Annotated in this window: 18 protein-coding genes; 8 read left to right on the top strand and 10 right to left on the bottom strand. The window is 69.4% G+C overall.

Going from position 1 to position 19,171, the window contains the following annotated elements:
- Positions 1–107: 107 nt before the first annotated feature.
- On the top strand, positions 108–599 hold the full coding sequence (locus tag HUN08_RS15070; protein WP_124248822.1) for a YajQ family cyclic di-GMP-binding protein: 492 nt from the start codon (positions 108–110) through the stop codon (positions 597–599).
- 24 nt (positions 600–623) lie between these two features.
- Here the strand turns inward: HUN08_RS15070 and HUN08_RS15075 are convergent, their stop codons facing one another.
- The 3 genes from HUN08_RS15075 to HUN08_RS15085 all read right to left on the bottom strand — a co-directional run bounded on the left by HUN08_RS15075 (position 624) and on the right by HUN08_RS15085 (position 3,949).
- The gene (locus HUN08_RS15075; RefSeq protein WP_174900941.1) at positions 624–1,625 is read right to left on the bottom strand and encodes an IS481 family transposase; all 1,002 of its coding nucleotides are present in this window, start codon (positions 1,623–1,625) and stop codon (positions 624–626) included.
- A gap of 255 nt (positions 1,626–1,880) precedes the next feature.
- Positions 1,881–2,738 (bottom strand): zinc metalloprotease HtpX, encoded by an 858-nt coding sequence (gene htpX / locus HUN08_RS15080; protein ID WP_124249090.1) that lies wholly within the window; start codon positions 2,736–2,738, stop codon positions 1,881–1,883.
- Positions 2,739–2,926: 188 nt separating this feature from the next.
- On the bottom strand, positions 2,927–3,949 hold the full coding sequence (locus tag HUN08_RS15085; protein WP_124249111.1) for a polyprenyl synthetase family protein: 1,023 nt from the start codon (positions 3,947–3,949) through the stop codon (positions 2,927–2,929).
- A gap of 126 nt (positions 3,950–4,075) precedes the next feature.
- On the opposite strand from HUN08_RS15085, the gene HUN08_RS15090 reads away from it, so the two are divergent.
- Positions 4,076–5,347 carry a geranylgeranyl reductase family protein gene (locus HUN08_RS15090; RefSeq protein WP_174900942.1) on the top strand — a complete coding sequence of 424 codons (1,272 nt, stop codon included), beginning with the start codon at positions 4,076–4,078 and terminating at the stop codon, positions 5,345–5,347.
- A gap of 273 nt (positions 5,348–5,620) precedes the next feature.
- Here the strand turns inward: HUN08_RS15090 and HUN08_RS15095 are convergent, their stop codons facing one another.
- The 5 genes from HUN08_RS15095 to menD form a co-directional block, all read right to left on the bottom strand.
- Positions 5,621–6,883, bottom strand: a complete 1,263-nt coding sequence (locus HUN08_RS15095; protein WP_301547005.1) for a YibE/F family protein — start codon at positions 6,881–6,883, stop codon at positions 5,621–5,623.
- A 133-nt stretch (positions 6,884–7,016) separates the two neighbouring features.
- A complete protein-coding gene (locus tag HUN08_RS15100) occupies positions 7,017–7,763 on the bottom strand; it encodes a demethylmenaquinone methyltransferase (RefSeq protein ID WP_124249091.1) in 747 nt (248 codons plus the stop codon).
- Positions 7,764–7,805: 42 nt separating this feature from the next.
- On the bottom strand, positions 7,806–8,978 hold the full coding sequence (locus tag HUN08_RS15105) for a glycosyltransferase family 1 protein (protein ID WP_124249092.1): 1,173 nt from the start codon (positions 8,976–8,978) through the stop codon (positions 7,806–7,808).
- A 72-nt stretch (positions 8,979–9,050) separates the two neighbouring features.
- Positions 9,051–9,551 carry a hypothetical protein gene (locus HUN08_RS15110; protein WP_124249093.1) on the bottom strand — a complete coding sequence of 167 codons (501 nt, stop codon included), beginning with the start codon at positions 9,549–9,551 and terminating at the stop codon, positions 9,051–9,053.
- Positions 9,552–9,560: 9 nt separating this feature from the next.
- Complete coding sequence (gene menD, locus HUN08_RS15115; RefSeq protein ID WP_124249094.1) at positions 9,561–11,246, bottom strand: 2-succinyl-5-enolpyruvyl-6-hydroxy-3-cyclohexene-1-carboxylic-acid synthase; 1,686 nt, start codon at positions 11,244–11,246, stop codon at positions 9,561–9,563.
- Positions 11,247–11,285: 39 nt separating this feature from the next.
- On the opposite strand from menD, the gene HUN08_RS15120 reads away from it, so the two are divergent.
- From HUN08_RS15120 to HUN08_RS15130, 3 genes are all read left to right on the top strand, one after another.
- Entirely contained in the window at positions 11,286–11,537 is a 252-nt protein-coding gene (locus HUN08_RS15120) for a hypothetical protein (RefSeq protein WP_124249095.1), read from the top strand.
- A gap of 168 nt (positions 11,538–11,705) precedes the next feature.
- Positions 11,706–12,323, top strand: a complete 618-nt coding sequence (locus HUN08_RS15125; RefSeq protein WP_124249096.1) for a class I SAM-dependent methyltransferase — start codon at positions 11,706–11,708, stop codon at positions 12,321–12,323.
- 69 nt (positions 12,324–12,392) lie between these two features.
- Positions 12,393–13,631, top strand: coding sequence for a trans-acting enoyl reductase family protein (locus tag HUN08_RS15130; RefSeq protein ID WP_124249097.1), 1,239 nt, complete (start codon positions 12,393–12,395; stop codon positions 13,629–13,631).
- 76 nt (positions 13,632–13,707) lie between these two features.
- Here HUN08_RS15130 and HUN08_RS15135 read toward each other — a convergent pair whose 3' ends face one another.
- A complete protein-coding gene (locus HUN08_RS15135; RefSeq protein ID WP_124249098.1) occupies positions 13,708–14,337 on the bottom strand; it encodes a PaaI family thioesterase in 630 nt (209 codons plus the stop codon).
- Positions 14,338–14,408: 71 nt separating this feature from the next.
- Here HUN08_RS15135 and HUN08_RS15140 point away from each other — a divergent pair, with 71 nt between their 5' ends.
- On the top strand, positions 14,409–15,359 hold the full coding sequence (locus HUN08_RS15140) for a 1,4-dihydroxy-2-naphthoyl-CoA synthase (RefSeq protein WP_124249099.1): 951 nt from the start codon (positions 14,409–14,411) through the stop codon (positions 15,357–15,359).
- 84 nt (positions 15,360–15,443) lie between these two features.
- Positions 15,444–16,631 carry a YncE family protein gene (locus tag HUN08_RS15145; protein WP_124249100.1) on the top strand — a complete coding sequence of 396 codons (1,188 nt, stop codon included), beginning with the start codon at positions 15,444–15,446 and terminating at the stop codon, positions 16,629–16,631.
- A gap of 80 nt (positions 16,632–16,711) precedes the next feature.
- Here HUN08_RS15145 and HUN08_RS15150 read toward each other — a convergent pair whose 3' ends face one another.
- Positions 16,712–17,773 carry an LLM class F420-dependent oxidoreductase gene (locus tag HUN08_RS15150; protein ID WP_124249101.1) on the bottom strand — a complete coding sequence of 354 codons (1,062 nt, stop codon included), beginning with the start codon at positions 17,771–17,773 and terminating at the stop codon, positions 16,712–16,714.
- A gap of 169 nt (positions 17,774–17,942) precedes the next feature.
- Here HUN08_RS15150 and HUN08_RS15155 point away from each other — a divergent pair, with 169 nt between their 5' ends.
- On the top strand, positions 17,943–19,160 hold the full coding sequence (locus tag HUN08_RS15155) for an inorganic phosphate transporter (RefSeq protein ID WP_124249102.1): 1,218 nt from the start codon (positions 17,943–17,945) through the stop codon (positions 19,158–19,160).
- Positions 19,161–19,171 lie beyond the last annotated feature (11 nt).

Below are 19,171 nucleotides of genomic sequence, written 5' to 3' on the forward strand. Positions count from 1 at the left end.
CCGGTCCGGCGCGAAAGGGCAACGCCGCACAGAATACAACGCTCCCCCCGGGCCGACGCAAACCCGCTGCTCATATGCAGTGGAACCCGACCGGCTACGCTGAGCCCATGGCAGATTCATCGTTCGACGTGGTCAGCAAGATCGATCGGCAAGAGGTCGACAACGCGCTCAACCAGGCCGCCAAGGAGCTCTCGCAGCGCTACGACTTCCGCGGCACCAACTCGACCATCGAGTGGTCCGGCGACGAGGGCATCGTCATCACCTCCGACGCGGAGGAACGCGCCCAGGCCGCGCTCGGTGTCTTCCAGGAGAAGCTGATCCGGCGCGACATCTCACTCAAGGCCTTCGACGCCGGCGACCCCGCCGCATCGGGCAAGACCTTCAAGATCTCCGGCACCCTCAAGCAGGGGATCGACTCCGAGCACGCGAAGAAGATCACCAAGATCATCCGCGACGAAGGACCCAAGGGCGTCAAGGCCCAGATCCAGGGGGAAGAGGTGCGCGTCTCGAGCAAGAAGCGCGACGACCTGCAGGCCGTCATCGCCCTGCTCAAGGGCTCCGACCTCGACATCGCCCTGCAGTTCGTCAACTACCGCTGACGGGGTCTCGATACACGCCCTCGCCTAGCTGTACTTCCCTGTGAGGTTGTGAACGCGGGCTGAGGGGACTTGGCCGTCGATGCCGGTGTGGGGTCGGTGGTGATTGTAGTGGTGTAGCCAGGCGGTGTAGGCGGCGTCGCGTTCGGTTTCGTTGGCGTAGGGCCGGGCGTAGGCCCATTCGGCGGCCAGGGTGCGGTTGAATCGTTCGACTTTCCCGTTGGTTTGCGGTCGATACGGGCGGGTCCACTTGTGCTTGATCGTGGGTCCCAGGGCGTCGGCGAAGGCGTGGGAGCGGTAGCAGGCACCGTTGTCGGTCATCACCGCGGTGACCGTGACGCCGATACCTGCGAAGAACTCGCTGGCCCGTAACCAGAACCCTGCGGCGGTCTCTTTACGTTCGTCGTCGAGGATCTCGGAATAGGCGACCCGCGAGTAGTCGTCGACGGCGTGATGCAGATAGCGGTAGCCGCGCGAGCTTTTCGCCCCCGCGCGGCAGGCTCTTTCCCGGGCGGTGTCTGCGGCCCGGTCTTGTATCGAGCCTCGGCCATGGGCGCGCCAACCACCGCCATCGGGGATTCGACCTTGCTTCTTGATGTCGATGTGCACCAGCCGCCCGGGCCGGTCGACTTCGTATCGGACCGGGGCCGGGCGGCGCACCGGGAGTCCGGTGGCTTGATCGAGATGGGCCAGCAACGGCATGCGGTACCGCTTGAGGACCTGCTCGACGGTCGATCTGTTCAGGCCCAGGTGATAGGCGATCCGATGTGGCCCCCACCGGCGGGTGAACCGCAGACCGATGATTCGTTGTTCGACCTTGCGTGCCAGCCGCCGCGGTGAGGACTGGGGTCGGGAGCTGCGATCGGTCAACGGCAACCCCGCCCGGTAGCGGTCAGACCAGCGTTTGGCCGTTGCCGGTGAGCACTGAAACCGTTCAGCAGCACGCCGCAACGACCACCCCTGATCAACAACCAGCACAGCCAGACGTCGACGGCCCGTAGGAGTCAGAGGTGCATTAGCGTGGGTCATGAAGACCTCCGTGGCGAGATGGTGAGTGTGGTAACCCACATCCTGCCCGGAGGTCTTCGCCTCACCTCACCCGTTCACAACGTGTCGGGGAAGTACACCTAGCGGGGTCTCGATACACGCCCTCGCCTAGCGGCTCGGACGCACTCGACCACCGTCGGACGTACACCCGACCACCGTCGGACGGACCACTCGACCACCATTGGACGCTCGACCACCGTCGGGCGCAGTTGAACACCATCGGGTGGTCGACCACGGTCAGACGCCGCGGCGGGCCATCTCCTGCAGCCGGGCGATACGGTCAGCCGTTGGCGGGTGCGTCGAGAAGAGCTTCTGGAAGCCTCCCGCACCGCGGAACGGGTTCTCGATCATCATGTGCGACTGCGCCTCGATCTGCGGATCGGGCGGGAGCGGCGCCTGGTCGATCCCGCCGGAGATCTTGGCCAGCGCCGACGCCAGGGCGAGCGGATCCTTGGTCAGCTCGGCACCGGACTGGTCGGCCTGGTACTCGCGGGAGCGGGACACGGCCATCTTGATCACCGTCGCCGCCAAGGGGCCCAGCAGCGTCATGAGCAGGATGCCGACGAGGCCCGGTCCGTTGCCGTCGCGGCTGCTGCCGCCCATCCACATCGCCATGTGGGCCAGACCGGTGATGATCGCGGCCAGCGCGCCGGCCACCGACGAGATGAGGATGTCGCGGTTGTAGACGTGCGACAGCTCGTGACCGAGGACCGCACGCAGCTCCCGCTCGTCGAGCAGGCGCATGATGCCGGCGGTGCAGCACACCGCGGCATTCTTCGGGTTGCGCCCGGTGGCGAAGGCATTCGGCGACTCGGTGGGGCTGATGTAGAGCGCGGGCATCGGCTGCTTGGCCGCGGTGGCCAGGTCGCGCACGATCCGATAAAGCTCGGGGGCTTGGACCTCGGTGACCGGCTGCGCGTGCATCGACCGCAGCGCGAGCTTGGCCGAGTTGAAGTAGACGTACGCGTTGGTTCCCACCGCGAGCACGATCGAGATGATCAGCGCCGTCTTGCCGAACATCGCGCCGATACCGACGATGATCGCCGACATCAGGCCCAACAGCATGGCCGTCTTGACACCGTTAAAGAAATGCATCGCACTCCGCCTTCACTCGGCCGCGGGACCGCCCTGTACGGGCCCGTTGTTGCACATATTGCCAAACGACGGCATTACCCGGATCGTTCCCGACAACTGGGCCGAGCGCGTCACACCCCGCGGGCGAGAGCGCAACGGATCGGTGCTCGTATGTGGCACGAACCCGTTGCGCTGACTGGATTCGGGGCCTATCCGGTGCGCTCGACGGTGTAGGCGGCGAGGTCGGCCAGGGCGTCGCGGGCCGGTCCGGCGGGCAGTTGCTCCAGGTCGGCCTGGGCCGCGGCGAGGTACTCCCCCAGCTTCGCGTGGGCGGCGGCCATCCCGGCCGACGAGCGCAGCAGCGTCAACGCCTCGTCGACCTCGGCGTCGTCGGTCAGCGGCCGCGGCTTGCCGGTGCCGGCGTCGACGAGGAGTTCGCGCAGCCGCGGCGACGCCGCATCGCCGGCGTCGCCGAGCGCGTACAGGACCGGCAGGGTGTGTACCCCTTCCCGCAGGTCGGTGCCCGGCGTCTTGCCCGAGTCGTCGGTCGGCGAGGCGATGTCGATGATGTCGTCGGAGACCTGGAAGGCGGTGCCGATGACGTCGCCGAGTCGTGCCAGCCGCTCGACCGTCTCCGCGTCGGCGTCACTGGTCATCGCGCCGAACCGACCGGCGGCCGAGATCAGCGACCCGGTCTTCTCCCACACGACCTTGAGATAGTGCTCGACGGGGTCGGCACCCTCGCCGACGCCGACGGTCTCGCGCATCTGGCCGGTGACGAGTTCGGCGAAGGTGTCGGCGATGATCCGCACCGACTCCGGCCCGAGCGTCGACACCAGGCGCGACGCGCGGGCGAACAGGAAGTCGCCGGAGAGGATGGCGATGGAATTGCTCCACCTGGAGTTGGCCGACGGGGCGCCGCGGCGCACGGGCGCCTCGTCCATCACGTCGTCGTGGTAGAGCGTCGCGAGGTGGATCATTTCGACGACGGTCGCCGCCGTGATGACCTCGGGGGCGTCCGGGCGCGGGCCGAACTGGGCGGCGAGGATCGCGAACATCGGCCGGAAGCGCTTGCCGCCCGCCTTCGCCAGATGCGTGGCGGCTTCGGTGAGCAGGTCGTCGCCGGAACCGAGCTCGGTCAGCAGCAGGTCCTCGACCTGCGCCAGCGACGATTTCACGGCCAGCGAGAACTCGTCGGAACCCAGGTTCAAACCGGCGATGGTCGACTTCACGTGGTACACCTGCGCAGTGTCTCGGGGAGCCGGCGCGGACGCGTCCGACCCGCTGAGCCTATCCGACCGGGCGCCGCTCCATCAGCCCACCCGGCCCCGGCAGATCACGCGGTAGATACTGGTCGGGTGAGCAATGCCAGTCCCGCCCGGCACGAGTCGCCGACGACGATAGCGCGCACCGACGTCCTCGTCGTCGGCGCAGGTCCCGCCGGTTCGGCCGCCGCGGCCTACGCCGCGCGCGCCGGGCGCGACGTCGTGCTGATCGACATGGCCGTATTCCCCCGCGACAAGACCTGTGGCGACGGGTTGACCCCGCGCGCCATCACCGAACTCGTCAGCCTCGGATACGGGCCGCGCCTGGCGCAGCTGCCACGCATCGTCGGGCTCCACCTGCACGGCTGGGGTGCCGATCAACGGGTGCCGTGGCCGGGTAAGCGCTTCGCCGACCACGGCAGCGCCGTGCCGCGCATCGAGTTCGACGACGAGCTGCGCGCGCTGGCCGGAGAGGCCGGTGCGACCCTGTCGTCGGGCGCGAAGGCAGTCGACGTGGAGTGGGACGGCGACCGGATCGGCGCGGTGGTCGTCGAGGATCCCCACGGCCGACGGTCGATCCGGGCGTCGACGGTGATCGTCGCCGACGGGGTGCGCTCCGGCCTGGGCAAGGTGCTGGGCAGGCAGTGGCACCGGGACACCGCCTACGGCGTCGCCGGGCGCGCCTACGTCTCCTCTGGGCGCGCCGACGACGAGTGGATGGGTTCCCACCTGGAACTGCGCGGCTCCGACGGCAGCCTGCTACCCGGCTACGGGTGGGTGTTCCCGTTGGGCGGCGGGCGGCTCAACGTCGGCGTCGGCGCGCTGGCCACTGCGAAACGACCGGCGCATGTCGAACTGCGCCCGACGTTGAAGCATTACGCCGACATGGTCCGCGACGAGTGGCAGATCACCGGCGAACCGCAGCGTCTGACGTCGGCGCTGCTGCCGATGGGCGGCGCGGTCAGCGGCGTCGCGGGCCGGAACTGGATGCTGATCGGCGACGCGGCGGCCTGTGTCAACCCCCTCAACGGCGAGGGAATCGACTACGGCCTGGAGACCGCGCGGCTGGCCGTCGACCTGCTCGAATCCGGCGCCGACGACTTCACGTCGCGCTGGCCCGACATCCTCACCGCGCACTACGGTCTGGCATTCTCCGCGGCCCGGCGGCTGGCTGCGGTGCTCACCGTGCCGCAGGCGGTGCCGCTGCTCGGCCGACCGGGCATCCGGTCGCGGGCGTTGATGTCGATGGTCGTGCGCGTCATGGGCAACCTCATCTCCGACGAGGACGCCGACCTCATCGCGCGGGCCTGGCGAACCGTCGGACGGGTGTCGGTCCGGGTCGACGACCGACCGCCGTTCCGGTAGGCAGCGTCAGGGTCAGGTGCCCACTCGGCGCGATCGAGGTGCCCACTCGGCAGGGTCGAGGTGCCCACTCGGCGCGATCGGGGTGCCCACTCGGCGCGATCGGGGTGCCCACTCGGCGGAATTGGGCTTTCCACGGTGGTCGAGTGCCGACGAGGCGCTAGACGCGTTGGTCGAGTGCCGCCGAGGCGCTAGCCGAGAAGGTGTATCGAGACCGGTGTATCGAGACCGCGCTAGCCGAGAAGGCGTATCGAGACCCCGGCGCGATCGGGGTGCTCAGTCGGCGCGCGGGCGGATCGTCACGAGCGCCGCCGCGACCGCGGTGGTCAGAGGCACCGATAGCGCGATCGCGATGCCGCCGACGAAGGCGCGGGCCAATTCGATGGCCACCTGGTCGGTGGTCAGCAACGACCCGAAGGGCTGCGACGCCACCGAGAACAACAGCAGCAGTGGCAACGCGCTGCCCGCGTAGGCGAACACCAGGGTGTAGACGGTGCTGGCGATGTGGTCGCGGCCCACCCGCATCGCCGCGCGGAAGGTCGCGACGCGCGACGGCTCCCCCGCCGCGGCGAGTTCGAAGGTCGCCGATGCCTGGGTGATGGTCACGTCGTTGAGCACGCCGAGCGCGCCGATGATGAAGCCGGCGAGCAACAATCCCGTCATCGAGATGGTGCCCTGGTAGATCTGCAGGCTCATCGCCTGATCGCCGGAGAGGCCGGCGATGTTCATGGTGCGGATCGCCAGCCAACTCAGCAGTCCGGCGAGGACCAGGGAGATCAGCGTTCCCAGCAGCGCGGCCGAGGTGCGCATGCTGACGCCGTGGGCCAGGTAGAGCACGACGATCAGAATGAGTGCCGCCGAGGTGACGGCCACGGCCACCGGCGAATGTCCCTGCAGGATCGACGGCAGCGTGAAGGCGCCGAGCACCCCGAACGCGAATACGAGGCCGATGACCGAGCGCAATCCCTTCCACGCGGCGACCAGCACGATCGCGGCGACGAACAGCAGCGCCCAGACGAGAATCGCCCGACCGCGCGCGAAGTCGTAGAAGTTGTAGCGCGGCGAACCGTCGAGCCCGGGCGAGATGCTGAGCCGGATGGTGTTGTCCACGTGCAGGGTCGGCTGACCGGGCTGCGGGTTGTCGGCGGTGGCGGGGTCGAGTTTCGGCTGGTCGGGACCGGTACCCGACTGGGCGCGATTCGTCGGGATCTGCAACAGGACGAATTTGCCCTTGTCGGCGCCGGTGTCCAGGCGCACCGTCGACGCATAGCACGGGCCGTCGGCGACGGCGGTCACCTCGAGCGCGGACTGATCGACCGCCTGCCCGACGACGGGACTGCTGCAATCGGCCCGTGTCTGCGCGACGACGGTGCCGGTGTCGGTGCGGATGGGTCCGCCGTCGGCGGAGCGGAACTGCATCGGGATCGGATGGTCACCACTCCCCGACGGCCACAGCACGCCCAGCCCGATCGCGACACCGACCGCCGCGATCCCCAGGAGCACGATCACGATCTTGCGGGCCGCGTCCCCGATGGGCACCGGCCCGTCGACGCCGTGGCTGTGACCGTGATGGTGTCCGGGCGCGGGCGCCGGGGTGGGGGCCGGCGCGGTCGAGCGCGTGACGTTGCGCGGTCGTGCGGGCGGCTCCAGGTGGTGGCTCACGCGGCCAACGCTACTTCACGGCACTGTGCAGTGCCGCAATCCCGCCGGTGAGGTTGTGCCAATGCGCGCCGCGGAATCCGGCATCTCGGATCAAGCCGGCCAACCCCTCCTGATCGGGCCAGTCGCGGATCGATTCGGCCAGGTAGACGTAGGCGTCCGGGTTCGACGAGACGCGCGTGGCCACCTCCGGCAGCGCGCGCATCAGGTACTCCAGGTAGACGGTCCGGAACGGGCGCCACGTCGGCGTGGAGAACTCGCAGATCACCAGGCGCCCGCCGGGGCGCAGGACTCGACGCATCTCGCTCAGCGCGAGCCCGACGTCGTTCACGTTGCGCAGTCCGAAGGAGATGGTCACCGCGTCGAAGGACTCGTCGGCGAAGGGCAGCGCGAGCGCATCGGCGGCGACCTTCGGCACGTCCCGGCTGGCTCCGGCCTTGAGCATCCCCAGCGAGAAATCGGCCGCGATCGCGGCGGCACCGCTCTTGGCCAATTCGACGGTCGAGACCGCGGTCCCGGCGGCGAGGTCGAGGACGATCTGGCCGGGGCGCAGGCCCAATGCGCGGCGGGTGGCCGCACGCCACCGCCGGTCCTGGCCGAAGGACAGCACCGTGTTGGTCAGGTCGTACCGCTTGGCCACCCCGTCGAACATGGAGGCCACCTCGTCGGGCCGCTTGGCCAGGTCGGCGCGGTCGCCGGGGTGGGCACCACGGTCGGCGCGGTCGCCGGGGGAATCGCTGCGGTCGGCGCGGTCAGTCATGCCACAAACGGTAGCCGCAGGCGGGTGGCGCGTCGCGGGCGGTCAGCCGGCGAGCGGGGTCGGCGTCTGCGCCTCCCGCGACGCGACGACGGCCCGGTAGTGGCTCAACAGCTCGTCGCACACCGAAGACCACGTGCGGTTGCGCACACGGGCCAGCCCGGAGGCGCCGAACCGGGCCCGGGTCACCGGGTCGCGCAGCGAGTCGATGGCGCCGGGCAGCGCGTCGGAGAAACGGACCGGGTCGAGCAGGAATCCGGTGCGGCAGTGCGCGATCAGATCGCGCGGTCCACCGGCGTCGGGTCCGACGACGGGCAGGCCGCTGGCCATCGCCTCCTGGATGGTCTGGCAGAAGGTCTCATGCGCCCCGGCGTGGACGAAGACGTCGAAGCTCGCGTAGGCCCGGGCCAGTTCCGCGCCGTGCAGCGCACCGGTGAAGATCGCGCCGGGCAGCTGCTTGACCAGTTGGTCGCGCTGCGGACCGTCGCCGACGATGACCAGGCGGACCGTCGGGTCGGCGGCAAGCGGGGCCAGCTTCTGCACGTCCTTCTCCGGGGCGAGACGGCCGACGAAACCGATGACGAGCGGGCGCTGCCGATCGTCGTCGTGGTCGGCGCCGGACCACTGCGCGACGAGGTCGGCGTCGGAATGCTCCGGGCCGAACAGCCCGAGGTCCACGCCGCGACCCCAGCGGTGGACCCGGGGGATGCCGTGTGCCCGCAGGTCGGCGGCGGTGGCGCTCGACGGGGCCAGCGTCCGGTCGCAGGCCGAGTGCAGCCGACGGAGGTAGCGCCACGCGGCGCGCGAGGTGAAGTTGGCGCGATAGCTGGCGGCGAAGCCGGCGACATCGGTCTGGAAGACGGCCACCGACGGCAGCCGGAGACGGCGGGCGGCGTAGGCGCCCGCACCGCCGAGGACGAACGGGGAGGCCAGATGCACCACGTCGGGGGCGAAGTCGCGCAGCGCGCGGTGCACCGTGGGCGTCGGCACGCCCACCGGGAGCGACGGGACGCCGGGCACCATGATCGCCGGGACGTGGCGGACCGGGGTGCGTCGACCGGCGAGGTCCGGGCCGGACGGTTGGCCCCGCGGGGTGTCCGGCGCGATGACGAGCGCCTCGTGACCGTGGGCCTCGAGGTGGTCGACGACGCGCAGCACCGAATTGGTCACTCCGTTGACCTGCGGCAGGAAACTCTCGGAAACAATGGCCACTCGCATACCGTCAGTGTCGACGGGTCGGGCGGCGCATCGGTGGTGCGAACACGAAATCCCGATGAACGCGCGACCAATTCACACTCGCGGTTCGACGGCCTTCTCGTCGACGGATTCGCCGCCCGTCTCCGCATCGTCGAGACGGGCGGCATCGGCGCGGATCCGGCGGCGTCCGGCCTCGGCGACCACCACCATCAGGAGGGCGATCACCGCCCAGGAGCCGACGATCACCGATAGGCACGGGATGATCGCGATTTTCGCGCTGCGACCGGTGGGCCGGGCCAACCCGTCGGGGTTCGACGCGTCGTAGTCCACCGAGATCCGTTGCCCCACCGCGAGATCGGTCGGGTAGAGCAGGCCCAGCTGGGGATTGTGGAATTTGCCGTCGGCGGTGAAGAAACCGACCGCGGCGTGCCGCCGATCCGCCGAGGAGACCTCGGCCACCGTCGTCGCCTTGTGCGCGTTGATCTGGTGGTCGTTCTTCACGCATCCGACGAACAGGAAGCAGGCCATGAGGGTCAGCGTCGTCCCGACGACGAGCAGCGCGATCTGCACGATGCGCTGGGCGGTCGGGTTCATGGGCTCAGGTTACCCGGCGAGCCGCGCCGCGATCGCGGCGTGGACCTCGCGCAGCACGGTGCGGTCGGTGGCCACCTCGAGCACGATCGGACAGGGCGCCCCGGTGGCGGGAGCCGCGAGCGCGTCGCCCAACTCCTCGACCGTGAGCCGGCGGTGCCCGACTCGCACTCCCGCACAGAGTGCGGCCAGATCGGTGTGGTGCGGGGTGCCGAAGATCCGTTCGTAGGCACCGGCGTAGGCGTCGCCGTTGAACCGCGGATCGCCCTGTTCCAGGAGTCCGAAGATGCCGCCGCCGTCGTCGTTGGCGACGACGATCCGCAGGTCGGCCGGACGCGGCTCCCCCGGCCCGATGATCAACCCGGTGGTGTCGTGGATGAAGGTGAGGTCGCCCATCAACGCCACCGTGCCCGTCGAGCCGGGGCCTCCGGCCGCGTCGCCGTCGGCGGCCAGCGCGGCGCCGATAGCCGTCGAATTCGTCCCGTCGATCCCGGCCACGCCCCGGTTGGACAGCACCCGCGCGCCCGGGTCGATGACGGCGGCCAGCGCCACGTCGCGGATGGGGTTGGAGGCGCCGAGGAACAGTTGCCGTTCCGGTCCGACCGCCCGCCCGACGGCCGCGGCGACGTGCAGACCGGTCACCGCGGGGGTGTCGGCGAGGACGGCGGATACCGCCCCGACCGTGCGACGGTGCGCTTGCGCGCAGTCGGCGAGCCATGCGTCTCGGGGCGCGCCGACGGGTTCGGCCCGCGTCCCGGTGGAGACCACGTTGCCGGAGACGTCCGGCCAGCGCGGACCGGTGGTGATCGCGTGGACCGCGACGTCCGGGTCGGCGAGCAGCCGGGAGACGTCCCGGTGCAGGGTCGGCCGCCCGCAGATGATCGCCTGCCGCGGCTTGACGGCGCGCAAGGCCAACGGGTGCAGCGGGTTGTCCGGAACCGGTGCGGTCGGCTCGGCGACGGTCGGCAGTCCGGCCAGTTCCGGGTTGGCCCCGGCGCCGTGGCCCGCGATGACCACGGTGTCGAGACTCAGATCGATCGGCACCGGGATGTCGAGCCGGCCGGCCGGGGCGTAGGTCCACGGCTGGCCGTCGGGGCGGCCGGCGAAGGCGCCCAGATCGGCGTCGGACGGGTCCTGCGGGTCGGGGACGAGCGGTTCGCGCAGCGGGATGTCGAACTGAACGGGGCCGGCGTTGCCGGTGCGCGCGCCGCGGGCCGCGGCCAGAACCCGGCCGACCGCCGAGCGCCACTGACTGTTGGTGTCGACGCCGTCCTCGGCGAGTCCGATGCTGATCGCCGCGCGCACCTGGGTGCCGAACAGCCCGAACTGCTCCACCGTCTGATTGGCCCCGGAACCGAGCAGTTCATACGGACGGTTCGCGCTGACGACGACGAGCGGGACCCGGGCGTAGTTCGCCTCGAAGACCGCGGGGCTCACGTTGGCGACTGCGGTTCCGCTGGTCAGCACGATGGGCACCGGTCGACGTGAGGACACCGCGAGGCCCAGTGCGAGGTATCCGGCGGATCGCTCGTCGATGCGCACGTGCAGCCGGATCCGCCCGGCGGCGTCGGCGGCGTGCAGCGCGAAGGCCAGGGGCGCGTTGCGCGAACCGGGGCACAGGACCGCGTCGGTCACGCCACCGCGGATCATCTCGTCGACGATGACCCGGCCCTGCAACGTCGACGGGTTGATCGGCATGGCGTCCAGTCTGGCACGCGCCGGGACTAGGGTTGCGGCGTGGTTTCCGCTCTTCTCTCGATCACCTTCGCCTGCGGCTTGTTCATCGCCGCGGCCCACGTGATCAACCGGCGATTCGTCGCGCCCGTCTACGACGTGCTCGCCAACCTCACCGCCTTCGCGTGCGCATCGGCCGCCTCCGCCCTGCTCCGGCACTGGGTGCCGGCGGCCCTGTCGGCCTTCGCCTTCCTCTGCTGGGTGGCCTTGGCCGTCCGAACCTTCACCCACCTGCGCGGTAGTCGATCGATCTGAGGTGGTCGATCCGGGGTGGTCGAGATCTCGATACGACCGCTCCTTCGTCGCGGTCACTCGATCCGGCGGTGGATCCGAGGCGCCAGCCGAGGAACCGTATCGAGACCCCGCCAGCCGAGGAACCCGGAATCCCCGGACCGCAGGGGCCCGGGCGCCCACAATCAGAGCATGGGTTACTACGAGGACCACATCCTGCCGCACGTCGTCCAACTCACCTGCGGGATGCCGGCGATGCGCAAGATCCGCCGCAAGGCGACCGTCGGGATGAGCGGCGACATCATCGAGATCGGTTTCGGCGCGGGCAACAACGTCGGTTGCTATCCCGACGAGGTGACGTCGGTGACGGCGATCGAGCCGTCGGACACCGCGTGGGAGATGGCTGCCGACGCGGTGAAATCCAGTTCCGTGCCCATCAGGCGTGGCGGGCTCGACGGCCAACGACTGCCCTTCGACGACGACGTGTTCGACGCCGCGCTGTCGACCTACACCATGTGCACGATCCCCGACCTGCCCACCGCCCTGGCCGAGTTGCGCCGCGTCGTCAAACCGGGCGGCTCGCTGTATTTCCTGGAACACGGCCGTGCCCCCGACGAGAAGGTGCGGCGCTGGCAGCGCCGACTGGAGCCGCTGCAGAAACGTCTGGGCGGCGGCTGCCATTTGACCCGCGACATCCCGGCCCTGCTCGCCGACGCCGGATGGGAGCCGGTCAACCTGGAGCAGTTCTACGCGACCAAGACGCCGAAGACTTTCGGCGCGTTGTCGCTCGGCGTGGCATCGGCCGCCTGACCCGGGCGCACCCGGATCTCCGCCCCGGGTAGGACGCGCCCCACCGACGCGGCCGATAGGGTGACGGCCATGAGTCGCGAATTCGACATCGTTGTCTATGGCGTCACCGGCTTCGTCGGTGAGCTGACCGCCCGCTATCTGGCCGGGGCCGCCCCGGCGGGAACCCGGATCGCCCTGGCCGGGCGTTCGGAGGAGAAGTTGGCCGCCGTCCGGGAGCGGCTCGGCGCCGCCGCCGCGCAGTGGCCGCTCATCGTCGCCGACTCCGACCGGCCCTCGACGCTCGACGCGATGGTGGCCCGCACCCAGGTGATCTGCACGACCGTCGGCCCCTACCTGCGCTACGGCGAGGCGCTGGTCACCGCCGCCGCGTCGGCCGGCACCGACTACGTCGACCTCACCGGCGAAGTCCCGTTCGTGCGCTACTCCATCGACAAGGCCGGCGAGACCGCCGCGGCCACCGGCGCCCGGATCGTGCACGCCTGCGGCTTCGACTCCATCCCCTCCGACCTCGGCACCTATCTGCTGCACCGCCAGGCGCAGGCCGACGGCGCGGGCACGCTGGGCGATACGACGATGGTCGTAACCTCGATGCGCGGCATGGCGTCGGGCGGCACCATCGACTCGGTCCGCGTCATCGCCGAGCAGGCCCGCGACGCCGCGACGCGCAATCTGCTGCTCAACCCGCAGGCCCTCTCGTCGGGACCCGGCGAGATCCCGCGCGCCGACCGCCGCTCCGAGCCGAGCGACGCGGCGCTGGTGCGGGCGTCGACCATCGATTCGTCGCTGCGCGGGACCTGTGCGCCGTTCTTCATGGCCTCGTTCAACACCCGGATCGTGCGGCGCTCCGGCAGCCTGCTCGATTACGGCCCCGACTTCCACTACGGCGAGGTCATGTCCACCGGTCGCCTACCCGTGGTGTCGACGATCGCGTCGGCGGCCGTCGCCGCCGGCCTGGGCGTCGGACTCGGCGCGATGTCCTTCCGGCCAACCCGTGCCCTCCTCGACAAGGTGCTGCCCAAGCCGGGCGAGGGACCCGACGAGAAGTCCCGCGACAAGGGCCATTTCGCGGTGCAGACCTTCACCACGACGTCGAGCGGGCGCCGCTATCGCAGCGAGATGGTGGCCCAGGGCGATCCCGGGTACAAGGCGACGTCGGTGATGCTGGGCGAGTCGGCGCTGGCGTTGGCCCTCGACCGCGACAAGCTGCCCGAGCGTTCCGGGGTCCTCACCCCGGCCGTCGCGATGGGCGATGTCCTCGCCGATCGGCTCCAGGCGGCCGGCTTCACCATCGGCGTGCGCGAACTCTGACTTCCTCCCGCACTTTTCGCTTCCTCCCGCAGAAGTTTCGTCGGGAAGAACGGAAAAGTGCGGGGGGAACGCGACCTTACGGCTGACCCGGCCGCAGGGCGATGAACAAGGACTCGAGGTCGGCGCACAGGCGGTCGCCGTCGTGCAGCGTCCCGGCGATGAACAGCTTGCGGTCGTCGCGCTTATCCACCCAGGTGCGCATCGTCAGCTTGGTGTCGAGCGGGGTGAGCGAGCGGTAGTTCACCTTCAGGTACGCGGTGCGGCAGACGCCGTTGACGGCGAGGGCGCCGGCCATCCCGCCGAGATCGTCGAAGGCGAGGGCGACCTGACCGCCGTGCGCGACGCCGTTGCCGCCGAGGTGGTAGGGCCGGAACCACACCGTCGCCTCCACGCCGTCGGGGCTGGCAGCGGTGACCTCGTACGGCGGGAGCGTGATGTTGCCGCGCGCGGGCAGGTCGATGCGAGTGCCCGCCGGGCTGGTCCATTCGTCGACGAGGTGCTCGTCGAGTTTGGCGTTCAGATCGCGCAGCGTGGCGACGGCCTCGACCGCCAGCTCGTCGGTCGGGCAGGCATAGCGCACCTTGTCCATGAGGGTGCGGACCTGCTCGCTGAACTCGGCGTAGTGCGGCCCGCCGCGCTCGGTGGAGACGTCGAGCACGGCCCGGAAACCGCCCTCGTGGGGGGTTTGTGGCGACGTGTCACTCATTTCCCCACGTTAACGCCACGGCTCGACGGCTCCCACCCAGGCCCCCGGTCATTGCCCGATAGGCTGGGCGCATGAGCGATTCCAACCCGTTCGATCCGTCCCAGTGGCAGCCGGTCGACGGCTTCGAGAACCTGACCGACATCACCTACCACCGCCACGTCGGGGAGGGCCGGGCCAACGGGATCGTGCGCATCGCCTTCGACCGGCCGGAGGTCCGCAACGCCTTCCGACCGCATACCGTCGACGAGCTGCACCGCACCCTCGACCATGCGCGCCGCACGCCGTATGTCGGGACGGTGCTGCTCACCGGCAACGGGCCGTCACCGAAGGACGGCGGCTGGGCGTTCTGCAGCGGCGGCGACCAGCGGATCCGCGGCCGCTCGGGATACCAGTACGCGACGAGCCACGACGACGACGTGGCGGCGGCGGGCAGCGATACCGTCGACCAGGCGCGCGTGAAGGCCGAGGGCGGGCGGCTGCACATCCTCGAGGTGCAGCGCCTGATCCGCACCATGCCCAAGGTCGTGATCGCCGTCGTCAACGGATGGGCGGCCGGCGGCGGGCACTCACTGCACGTCGTCTGCGACCTCACGCTCGCCTCGCGGGAGCACGCCCGCTTCAAGCAGACCGACGCCGACGTTGGTTCGTTCGACGCCGGGTACGGCAGCGCCTATCTGGCCAAACAGGTGGGACAGAAATTCGCCCGCGAGATCTTCTTCCTCGGCGAGTCCTACGACGCGGAGACCATGCACCGGATGGGGGCGGTCAACCGCGTCGCGGACCACGCCGAGTTGGAGAACACCGCCATCGAGTGGGCGCGGGCGATCAACTCGAAGTCGCCGACGGCGCAGCGCATGTTGAAGTTCGCCTTCAACCTGGCCGACGACGGGCTGATGGGCCAGCAGGTCTTCGCCGGGGAGGCGACCCGCCTGGCCTACATGACCGACGAGGCCGTCGAGGGCCGCGACGCCTTCCTGGAGAAGCGGCCGCCCAACTGGGACGAGTACCCCTACTACTACTGAGTTCCACTGTTCGAGCCGCTGCTGCCGGAGTTGAGACCGAACCCACAATTGGCAGGTCGGAACGGTTAGGTTAGCCTGACCGACATGACTTCGCATCTGAATCGCGCATCCGCGGCAGCACTCGCCCTCGCCGCGACCCTGTCCCTCGGCTCCATCGCCGCCCCGGTTGCCGACGCTGCGCCCGCACCGGCCCGTCCCGGACCCGCGGTGCCGCAACCGGCCGGCTACACCATCAACGGCTACAGCGTTGGCGTCGGCAACGAGCGCGGCGGCAACTACCGCGGTGCCATCGACCAGCAGACCGGCGACCTGTGGATGACCCAGGTCGAGCCGATGAGCGGTCCCACCCGGTCGAGCCTGTTGAGGATCAACCCCAACACGATGGCCGTCAAACAGCGGTTCAACGTGCTGGAGCCCGCCAACACCGGCGGTCATGGCAAGTACGGCGTCCAGTACGAGATCAACGTGCCCAAGACCGGCAACGTCGTCTGGACCACCGCCGCCGCCGCCAACCGCGGTGAAGCCAACGTGTGGGACAAGACCACCGGCAAGCGGGTCGCCCGCCTGACGAACCTGCCGCACGCACACTGGGTGGAGTTCGCTGAAGGGCTTCGCGTCGCCATCATCTCCACGACCACCGGCCTGGCGTTCTTCGACATGGACACCTACCAGCGCATCGGCGACTGGGCGTTCCCGGGCAGCGGCAAGAAGCTTGGCGCCGGTCTGGCCGTGACCAACGCCGACGCCAATGACGCCACCATTTCGGTCACCTCGTACTACCGCGATCTCGCCCAGCTGCGCATCACCCGCAGCGGCGGCAGGGTGGAAACCAAGCTCAATTGGAATACTCGGCAGGCCATCGCCCAAGGCCACGGCAGCGTTGTCGCCGACACCAAGACCAACCGGCTGTACGTGAACAACCTGATGGCCCCGGTCGGCGGCCTGTCGGTGTACAACCTGGCCACCGGTCAGCACATCACCGACGTGAACACCGGCATCGGCACCAACTCGATGCTCATCTTCAAAGGCAAGGTGTACGTCGCGAACTACTTCCTCAGCTTCCTCTCGGTGGTCGACCAGAAGACCTTTGCCGTCCAGCAGGTGATGACCACCGGTCTGCTGCCGAACCAGCTGTTGGCGTGGAAGAAGGACACCTTCCTGGTGATCAACAAGAGCTCGGCCATCTCCGAGCTTCCGACCAGCATGGTCGGCGTCAAGCTGCCTCCACTGGCCAGCGGCGACTACGTCTACAAGGTCCGCCGCGTCGGCTAGCCTCGCACCACAACTGTGCGGACGTTTGTGACCACATACCGGTCACAAACGTCCGCACAGTTCGTTTGTAGTGGCCTGAGTCAGCCGATGATGTCGGCTAGGGCTTCCATCGTTTCGACGCGCTCGGTGTGGGAGCCGGCCACCGGGGAGGCCAGGATGACGCCCACCCCGGCGCGGGCGAATGCCTCGAGGCGCTCGGCGACGACGGAGCGCGGGCCGATGAGGCTCATCGCCCGCACCAGCTCGTCGGGGACCGCCATCGCGGCCTCCTGCTTCTTCCCGTCGAGGTACAGGTCCTGGATGAGCTTGGCCTCCTCGACGTAGCCGTAGCGCTGGACGAGCGAGTTGTAGAAGTTCTTCCCCCGCGCGCCCATCCCGCCGATGTAGAGCGCGGCGTGGTGCCGCACACCGGCCAGCGCGTTGTCGATCGCGTCAGCGTCCTCGGTGATCAGCGCCGCCGCCTGCACGACGATCTTCAGATCGCCCAGCGACGGGTCGCGGCGCGCCTTGCCCGCGGCCAACGCTTCGCCGAAAGCGGCGTCGACGTACTCGGGGTGGAACAGGAAGGGCTGGAACTCTTCGAACAGCTCGGCCGCGAGTTCGACGTTCTTCGGGCCGATGGCGGCCAACAGCATCGGGATCCGCTCGCGCACCGGATGGTTGATGATCTTCAGCGCCTTGCCCAACCCGCTGCCGCCGTGCTCCGCGTCGAGCGGAAGGGTGTAGTGCTTGCCGTGGAACTCGACCTTCTCGCGGCGCCACACCTTGCGGCAGATCTCCGCGTGCTCGCGGGCCCGGCCGAGCGGGTAGTCGTATTTCACGCCGTGGAATCCTTCGATGACCTGCGGTCCCGACGCCCCGATGCCCAGGATCGCGCGGCCGCCGGAGATGTAGTCGAGTCCCGCCGCGGTCATGGCGAGGTTCGTCGGCGTGCGCGAATACATCGGCAGGATCGCGGTCTGCAGTTCCATCTTCTCGGTCTTGGCCGCGATGAATCCGAGCTGGCTCACCGCGTCGAAGCTGTAGGCCTCGGGCACCGCGATGCGTCCGACCCCGGCCGATTCGAAGTCGGCGAGGTTCGCGATGGTTTCGCGGAAATCGCCCGCGTAGTTGATGGGCATGCCAAGGGTGATCGCAGTCATGTCCGCGATTCTGACACGGCGCGGTCACCCAGATTCGGTTGACACAGGACGACACAATGGTGAACACCAGGTGAACACCACTGCAACACATGAAAGCCGCAGGTCAAACGCCTAAATCCGCGCGTACGAAGTTAGGCGTATCGGCATTTCACCCGCCATGATCATTCTCATGACCGTAGAGATGCTGATCCTTGTGCTGCTCATCGTCACCGCACTCGGATTCGATTTCACCAATGGCTTCCACGACACCGGCAACGCTATGGCCACGTCGATCGCCACCGGCGCCCTCAAGCCGAAGGTGGCCGTCGGCCTTTCCGCGGTACTCAACCTCGTCGGCGCCTTCCTCTCCGTCGAGGTCGCGGCCACCATCACCAAGGACGTCCTGAAGATCCAGGGCAAGCACGGTGAGCTGATCCCCGGCCTGGACCCGACCAAGGCGCTGCTGATCATCTTCGCCGGCCTCGTCGGCGGCATCCTGTGGAATCTCTTCACCTGGCTCTTCGGCCTGCCGTCGAGCTCCTCGCACGCCCTGTTCGGCGGCCTGATCGGCGCCGGCCTGGCGGCCATCGGCACCTCGGGCGTCAACTGGTCGGGCATCACCGCCAAGGTCATCGTCCCCGCGCTGCTGGCTCCGGTCATCGCCTGCATCGTCGCGACCGCCGGCACCTGGCTGGTCTACAAGATCACCGACTCGCTGGCCGCCCACCAGAAGGACGACGGCTTCCGCTACGGCCAGATCGCCACCGCCTCGCTCGTCTCCCTCGCCCACGGCACCGGTGACGCGCAGAAGACGATGGGCGTCATCGCCCTGGCCCTCATCGCGACCGGCCACCTCTCCGCGGAGAGCGTCGGCCACGGCCTGCCGATCTGGATCGTCTTCACCTGTGCCGCCGCCATCGCGCTGGGCACCTACCTGGGCGGCTGGCGCATCATCCGCACGCTGGGCAAGGGCCTCGTCGAGATCGCCCCGCCGCAGGGGATGGCCGCCGAGGCCAGCTCGGCCGCGATCATCCTGACCTCGAGCGCCGCCGGCATGGCGCTGTCGACCACCCACGTGGCCACCGGCTCGATCCTGGGCACCGGCGTCGGCAAGAAGGGTGCGCAGGTCCGCTGGCAGGTCGCCGGTCGCATGGTCGTCGCCTGGGTCACCACGCTTCCGGCCGCCGCCGTCGTGGGCGCGGTCTGCTACGCCCTCGCCCACCTGCTGGGCAATCTCGGCGGTGCGATCGCCATCTTCGTTGTCCTCGTCGCCCTCTCCGGCTACATGTACTGGCACGCGCAGCAGAACAAGATCGACCACAACAACGTCAACGCCGAGTGGGACGAGGAGGCCGGTCTGATGCCGGCCGACGAGACCGCCGCCGCCCCCGAGCGGGCCAACGCCTAACCGCGGCGCCC

The sequence above is a fragment of the Gordonia sp. X0973 genome (assembly GCF_013348785.1).
Lineage (GTDB): Bacteria > Actinomycetota > Actinomycetes > Mycobacteriales > Mycobacteriaceae > Gordonia.

What these genes read in the sequence shown, in the direction of transcription:
- HUN08_RS15070 (WP_124248822.1), top strand. Translation starts at nt 108, where the DNA reads ATGGCAGATTCATCGTTCGACGTGGTCAGCAAGATCGATCGGCAAGAG.
- HUN08_RS15075 (WP_174900941.1), bottom strand. Translation starts at nt 1,625, where the DNA reads ATGACCCACGCTAATGCACCTCTGACTCCTACGGGCCGTCGACGTCTG.
- htpX (WP_124249090.1), bottom strand. Translation starts at nt 2,738, where the DNA reads ATGCATTTCTTTAACGGTGTCAAGACGGCCATGCTGTTGGGCCTGATG.
- HUN08_RS15100 (WP_124249091.1), bottom strand. Translation starts at nt 7,763, where the DNA reads ATGACTGACCGCGCCGACCGCAGCGATTCCCCCGGCGACCGCGCCGAC.
- HUN08_RS15105 (WP_124249092.1), bottom strand. Translation starts at nt 8,978, where the DNA reads ATGCGAGTGGCCATTGTTTCCGAGAGTTTCCTGCCGCAGGTCAACGGA.
- HUN08_RS15110 (WP_124249093.1), bottom strand. Translation starts at nt 9,551, where the DNA reads ATGAACCCGACCGCCCAGCGCATCGTGCAGATCGCGCTGCTCGTCGTC.
- menD (WP_124249094.1), bottom strand. Translation starts at nt 11,246, where the DNA reads ATGCCGATCAACCCGTCGACGTTGCAGGGCCGGGTCATCGTCGACGAG.
- HUN08_RS15125 (WP_124249096.1), top strand. Translation starts at nt 11,706, where the DNA reads ATGGGTTACTACGAGGACCACATCCTGCCGCACGTCGTCCAACTCACC.
- HUN08_RS15130 (WP_124249097.1), top strand. Translation starts at nt 12,393, where the DNA reads ATGAGTCGCGAATTCGACATCGTTGTCTATGGCGTCACCGGCTTCGTC.
- HUN08_RS15135 (WP_124249098.1), bottom strand. Translation starts at nt 14,337, where the DNA reads ATGAGTGACACGTCGCCACAAACCCCCCACGAGGGCGGTTTCCGGGCC.
- HUN08_RS15140 (WP_124249099.1), top strand. Translation starts at nt 14,409, where the DNA reads ATGAGCGATTCCAACCCGTTCGATCCGTCCCAGTGGCAGCCGGTCGAC.
- HUN08_RS15145 (WP_124249100.1), top strand. Translation starts at nt 15,444, where the DNA reads ATGACTTCGCATCTGAATCGCGCATCCGCGGCAGCACTCGCCCTCGCC.
- HUN08_RS15150 (WP_124249101.1), bottom strand. Translation starts at nt 17,773, where the DNA reads ATGACTGCGATCACCCTTGGCATGCCCATCAACTACGCGGGCGATTTC.
- HUN08_RS15155 (WP_124249102.1), top strand. Translation starts at nt 17,943, where the DNA reads ATGACCGTAGAGATGCTGATCCTTGTGCTGCTCATCGTCACCGCACTC.